General features: G+C 70.4%; 2 protein-coding genes and 1 pseudogene. 1 reads left to right on the top strand and 2 read right to left on the bottom strand.

Annotated features, from left to right (window positions below):
- Positions 1-498 (bottom strand): annotated as a pseudogene (locus WA805_RS26975) (hypothetical protein); the annotation flags it as partial.
- Positions 499-571: 73 nt separating this feature from the next.
- Between WA805_RS26975 and WA805_RS26980 the strand changes: the two are divergent.
- Positions 572-1219 (top strand): isochorismatase family cysteine hydrolase, encoded by a 648-nt coding sequence (locus WA805_RS26980; protein ID WP_425243749.1) that lies wholly within the window; start codon positions 572-574, stop codon positions 1217-1219.
- Here the strand turns inward: WA805_RS26980 and WA805_RS26985 are convergent.
- The coding region (locus WA805_RS26985) for a DUF3054 domain-containing protein (RefSeq protein WP_425243750.1) at positions 1216-1508 on the bottom strand (293 nt) is incomplete at its 5' end. The two genes, WA805_RS26980 and WA805_RS26985, sit on opposite strands and share 4 nt — an antisense overlap.

Genomic DNA, 1508 nt, shown 5'->3' on the forward strand with positions numbered 1-1508 from the left:
GGCCGGCTGACTTTCGGTCTCTTTACCCCTCTCGCGAAGGCGGCGGGCCACCTTCCTGAGTACCGGCAAAGCGGCGAAGACGCTGCCCGCGGCGGCGATGCCGCCGATCGCCACGTCGACCGAGATCCTGCCCTGCTTGGCCCAGTAGACGTCCTTCAGGTCCAGCAGCAGCGCGAACTCGTCCACGATGAGCGCGAGCCCGACGCCGTAGGTGACCGCGGTCGCGGGGTGCCGGTGCAGCTTCTCGTCGCCGCGGACCGCGACCCCTCCTACGCCGGCCAGCATTCCGATGCCCCACATGTAATGGTGCAGGTGCTCGCCGCCGAGGCTCAAGTTCCTGAACGGCCCCTCGCCGGCCCTGATCGCGTGCGTGATTCCCCGGACCCCGCTCCATGCCCCGGTGAACGCCAGCCACGCGATAAGCGCCGACTGCTCGCCGGCGTCCAGTTCGCTGTAATAAGCGTCGCGAAACTCCGCGACTACAGATTGTTGCGCCATTTCGCGAACGATACGCCTATCGCATGCCGGGTGTTACGGTGCGGTGAGAGGAAGGCACGTGAGGGGAGAGACGATGACGGCTGACGGATACGCGCTGCTAGTGGTGGACATGCAGAACGGGTTCTGCCATCCCGACGGATCGTTTCCCAGGATCGGCCGCGGCCTCGAAGGCGCGATGGACGCCGTGCGGGCCGCCGCGGTCGCGGTCGGCCAGGCTCGGCGCGCCGGGATCCCCGTGGTGTTCACCAGGCACGTGTACCGCCCGGGCCGCCCCGACGAGGGCGCGGCGCTGATCAGCAACAGCCCGGAGCTCGCCGAGGTCGACGGCCTCGCGGTCAGCACCTGGGACGCCGCGGTGTGCGATGAGCTCGGCTGCGGCCCCGGCGACCTCGTAGTGGACAAGGTCCGCTTCGACGCCTTCCAGTGGACCTCGCTCGAGCCGCTGCTGCGCGGCCTCGGCGTGACGAAGCTGATGATCTGCGGCGTGGTGACGAACATCTGCGTGGAGTCGACCGCGCGTTCGGCGTTCATGCGGGACTTCCCCGTCACGCTGCTCGAGGACTGCTGCGCGGCGAAGACCCGGCGGCTGCATGAGCTGGCCATCGAGGTGCTGAGCAGCTACGAGCTCGCCGAGATCGCCAGCATCAGCCGCGGCTTCGACGCCGGCAATCCGGGAGCCGCCGCGGGCCGCCTGTCCTCCCCGGTGCTCGCCTCTGTCTAGCGGGCGGCGAGCTTAGCGGCGGCGAGCCTGGCGAGCAGCCGCCAGCCGAGCAGGAACAGGCCGAGGAACGCCAGCGCGACGCCGATGAACGCGGTCGCGGTGCCCTGCCCGGACAGCACCCGGAACAGCATGCCCAGGACTACCGCGCCCAGCCACGCGCTCACCCCGGCCGGCCACCGCCGGAACGGCTGCCGCCATGTCCGCCCCGCCAGCCAGCCGAACGCCAGCCCGGCCAGGAACGGCCATGCCGTCGAGGCGATGCCGGCCAGGCTCTCGCCCTGGATGTGGC

The organism is Trebonia sp., assembly GCF_049794275.1.
Classification (GTDB): domain Bacteria; phylum Actinomycetota; class Actinomycetes; order Streptosporangiales; family Streptosporangiaceae; genus Trebonia.